The organism is Chamaesiphon sp. GL140_3_metabinner_50 (assembly GCF_025361915.1).
Classification (GTDB): Bacteria; Cyanobacteriota; Cyanobacteriia; order Cyanobacteriales; family Chamaesiphonaceae; genus Chamaesiphon.
In genome coordinates this window covers 1-4,324 of record NZ_JANYJC010000074.1, presented here as the reverse complement: position 1 = coordinate 4,324, position 4,324 = coordinate 1, and the positions used below count along the sequence as shown (strand labels likewise).

3 protein-coding genes are annotated in these 4,324 nt (G+C 44.0%); 2 read left to right on the top strand and 1 reads right to left on the bottom strand.

The genetic code is table 11. The features are described 5' to 3' along the window. A partial coding sequence (locus tag Q0R35_RS03715) for a tetratricopeptide repeat-containing serine protease family protein (RefSeq protein WP_295614597.1) occupies positions 1-1,204 on the bottom strand: 1,204 nt, incomplete at its 3' end. 359 nt (positions 1,205-1,563) lie between these two features. Between Q0R35_RS03715 and Q0R35_RS03710 the strand changes: the two genes are divergently transcribed. Both Q0R35_RS03710 and trmFO read left to right on the top strand, forming a co-directional pair. Next, entirely contained in the window at positions 1,564-2,667 is a 1,104-nt protein-coding gene (locus Q0R35_RS03710; RefSeq protein WP_295614595.1) for a fatty acid desaturase, read from the top strand. Between the two features lie 49 nt (positions 2,668-2,716). Next, the gene (trmFO, locus tag Q0R35_RS03705; protein WP_295614594.1) at positions 2,717-4,075 is read left to right on the top strand and encodes an FADH(2)-oxidizing methylenetetrahydrofolate--tRNA-(uracil(54)-C(5))-methyltransferase TrmFO; all 1,359 of its coding nucleotides are present in this window, start codon (positions 2,717-2,719) and stop codon (positions 4,073-4,075) included. Positions 4,076-4,324: the final 249 nt, after the last annotated feature.

The window sequence follows — 4,324 nt, the reverse complement described above, 5'->3', positions numbered from 1 at the left end:
GTTTGTTATCTCTTAGAAGACCACGACCTTCGTAACCTGAAGAAATAGTAGGCTGGAGCTGAATCACCCGCTGGTAGTCGGCTAGCGATCCTAGAGTATCGTTCAGTTTGTCAGTTTTTAGCCGAGCGCGAGCGTTGTAAGCCTTAAAATCATTGGGATTGATTTGAATCGCCCGATTATAATCAGCCAAAGCTCCTTGAGGATCGTTTTTGTAATCTTTTAGAAGTCCACGAGTGTAATAAGCTTCAAGGTAATTGGGATTGAGTTGAATCGCCCGATTGTAATCAGCCAAAGCTCCTTGAGTATCCTTCAGCTTGGAATATTTCAGAAAACCACGTTCTTGGTAAGCCTTATCAAAATTGGGATTGAGCGCAATCGCCCGATTGAAGTCAGCCAAAGCTCCTTGGGGGTTGCCCGTTACAGACTTCTCTATTCCTGATATCAGGTAATCATCTGCTTTTGGTGTCCGATCTTGAGAAAGTGCTGCGACTTGCCCATTGAGTTCAACCCCCATCCTACTTGCTACGGTCTGAAAACGATTAATCGAGATCCCCACGTTATAGCCGTTTTTCTCAGCATTTTCGCCATCTTTATCTTTATTTCTGTCCCCCTTACCGTGAATGGCGACTAGTTCGCCCTCGTTATTTAGCACCGCCCCGCCACTCATCCCTCGCAGAGTGTCATTACTATAAATGAGCGAATAACCATTGGCAAAGGTTTTGTTACTATTAGCCGTGACTTTCCCTTCTCTAACGACTAGTGTTGTGGCTGTGATTACCTCATCGGGAGCTGGAAAACCCGTAACGTATAAATCCATTCCGCCCTCGATCGTATTACAATTACCGAGCTTGGCGGTGGTGTATTTAGTTGTAGCTTTAAACTTGACCACAGCCAGATCGATATCGCCTGGAGATGTCTGAATCGAGTCGCTAATTACTTCGTACTGTCGCTCGTCAGGTGTCGTAATTTTATAATTAACCTTTTTTCGCACCACATGAGCCGCAGTGAGGACGGTATAGATATCGCCCTGGTGTTGGAGGATAACTCCCGAACCTTGACCATCATTACTAGTAATTAATACTGTAATTGCCTTGCCAATCCGATGCATCTCTACCGAACTCTTGGCAACGGCGACAGTTTGTACTAAGGGAATAGTCGCGGCTACCCCAATTAATCCGACCCACAGTGAAATTCTCGATGACATGAACGTTTACCCTTTATTTTGTGACCGTCTCCATATTAATCCGATCTAAATTATGTTAGGGAAATTTCCAGATTGTCAAGCCATTGTACCGATCGAAATCGCGATAACTACAACTATTTCCTAATGCTCCGCGAACGAGAGACTACGCGAACGACCGCGCAAAAGTCGCAAGTACGTCAACGGAAGTGTACAGAAAAACTCTAAAAAGAGTGCCCGCTACAAGTTAAATCATTTACAATGATCGATAGATCGGACGAGCAAGATCGTCCGAACTTATCTAAACAATCGACACAACTAGAAAGCTACCATTTTTGAATGGAGTAGTTCTGACGATAGTTTCAAGAAATGCCAAAAATCAATTGTCAGAAATAGTGATTAGTCAAACTGAATATCTCAAAGTTCTACGTCCGCTTTTGCCTGAAGCAGCCTTCCAGCCAAATACCAATAAGCTATTTATTCTCATCATCAATTTCCTAATTTTAGGAATGGGTTGGACGATCGCTCGGAGCTTGGATCGATGGTCGATTGAGTGGTTGTGGTTGTATTTACCATTGAGTCTTGTCATGGGAAACAGTGTTATTATCTGTCTATTTGCCGCACATGATTCGATGCATGGTAGTACGATCGGACGACCGCACTGGAGATATTTATTTGGTTTTCTAGCCTTGTCGCTTTTATGGATGCCACCCACATTATGGAAAGCCGTTCACAATCACAAGCACCACACCCAAACTAATGCGATTGGCGATCCCGATCGCATGTATCTCGTCGGTCAAAATAATACTTGGGGTAAATGGATTCAAAATCTATTCGTACCATCGGCACAAGTCAATTGGGCGTTGTTAATATTAGGAATGGCTACTTCCTGGGTAGTACATACCTTCCGGCACTTGAGTTCGGTTTTATTATTCAATCACGATCGGGTTGAATACGTTCCCGCGCCAGTAGTTGTCAGCCCGCGCAAACGCCAAATTATCGCCATTGAATCGCTCGGAATTTGTGCGGTTCATGCGGGAATTTTAATCTATCTCAAATTGAATATTTTAGCAATTTTACTGGGTTATGTTTTACCAATGAGTATTGGTTATGCGGGTGTGATGTTTTACATTTACACCAATCATTTTCTCTGTCAGATGACCGATATCAACGATCCATTGATTAATAGTGTTTCTTTGAAAATGCCGGAAATTTTTAATTTACTCCATTTTAATTTCTCCTATCATACCGAGCATCATTTGTTTCCTAGCATTAATTCTGATTACTATCCGCTCGTTCAAGAGTTGCTCCAAGCCCATTATCCCAAATCGTACAATCTAATTCCAGTTGATGAAGCATGGCGATTATTAATGGCAACACCCCGGCATTATCGCGATGAGATAGTTTTGACAGATCGACACAATCTGGAGTCAGTAATTTGTCCTTGTGCGATCGAGTCGAAGGCGAAGATTGAGAGTAATCTATAATCTCGCAGGGGCTTATAATATAGAGGCAGACTTCAAAATTTTACTTTATATGCGCGTTCATGTGATTGGTGGCGGATTAGCAGGTACCGAAGCCGCTTGGCAAATTGCCCAGGCTGGCGTACCCGTGACTCTATACGAGATGCGTCCCCACACATTAAGCCCCGCACACCACAGCGAAGAATTAGCCGAATTGGTATGTAGTAACTCATTCGGTGCCCAGTCTGCCGATCGAGCAGCCGGATTATTACATGAAGAATTACGTCGCTTGGGTTCGATTATTATTGGTAAAGCCGACCATCATGCAGTCCCAGCAGGTGGCGCACTAGCGGTCGATCGTGGTAAGTTTAGTCACGATCTGACCGAAACATTAGCAAACCATCCCCTGGTCGAATTTCGCCGCGATACAGTGCCTGAAATTCCCCGCGATGGCATCGTTGTTTTAGCCACTGGGCCGTTGACAGCTCCAGCTCTAGCTGAAGATATTCAAAAGTTGGCGGGGATGGATTATCTCAACTTTTTCGATGCCGCCAGTCCGATTATCGTCGGCGATTCGATCGATAAAAACATTGCTTTTTTTGCATCTCGCTACGATAAAGGCGAGGCGGCTTATCTCAATTGCCCGATGAATAAGGAGCAATATCTCCACTTTCAGCAGGAACTTTGTAACGCCGAGCAAGCCGAATTAAAAGACTTCGATCGTGAAACTGCTAAATTTTTTGAAGCCTGTCTGCCGATCGAAGAATTAGCCCAACGGGGTGAGGAAACGATGCGTTATGGCCCCTTAAAACCCGTCGGCTTATTCGATAGTCGCAGAGGCGATTTTAAGGCACCTGAGAATCAAATTCACCGCCCCTATGCCGTCATTCAATTGCGTCAGGAAGATAAAGCCGGACAATTGTGGAATATGGTTGGCTTTCAGACAAACTTGAAATGGGGCGAACAAAAGCGGATTTTCTCAATGATTCCGGGCTTAGAAAATGCCGAATTCGTCCGATTGGGAGTGATGCACCGCAACACCTTTATCAACTCACCACAATTACTCTCGCCCTCGCTTCAGTTCCACACTCGCCCAGAATTACTCGCAGCCGGACAAATTATCGGTACCGAAGGTTACACCGCCGCCGCTGCTGGCGGTTGGCTGGCGGGGACTAATGCCGCACGACTAGCATTAGGCTTAGAAACAATTGTGATGCCGCGCGTGACGATGATGGGTTCGCTATTTGATTTTATCAGCACGGCAGAACCAAAACATTTTCAACCGATGCCGCCCAACTTTGGAATTTTCCCAGAGTTGCCAGCTAAAATCAAGAATAAGCAAGAGCGCTACGGAGCTTATCGAGATCGATCTTTAAGTGCGATCGACGAACTTATTGTTAGTCAATTAGCTGTTAAATATGCAGTTATTTAACTTTATTCGATCGGTAGCATACTATAGCAATCCTAATTGAAAAACTTATTTTATAGTACGATATTATTTAACTCTCGACCGACAATATTTAAGTAATGGATAATCCACTAATAAAACAGCAAGAAGAATCTAACAAAATAACCGAGCTGGTGAAGTTAATTAAGAGCAATCCAGATCCGAGAGAATTAAAGAGAGCATTGGCTATTAAAATGTCGCTCGATCGACAACTCAGATGAAATAATAGCACAA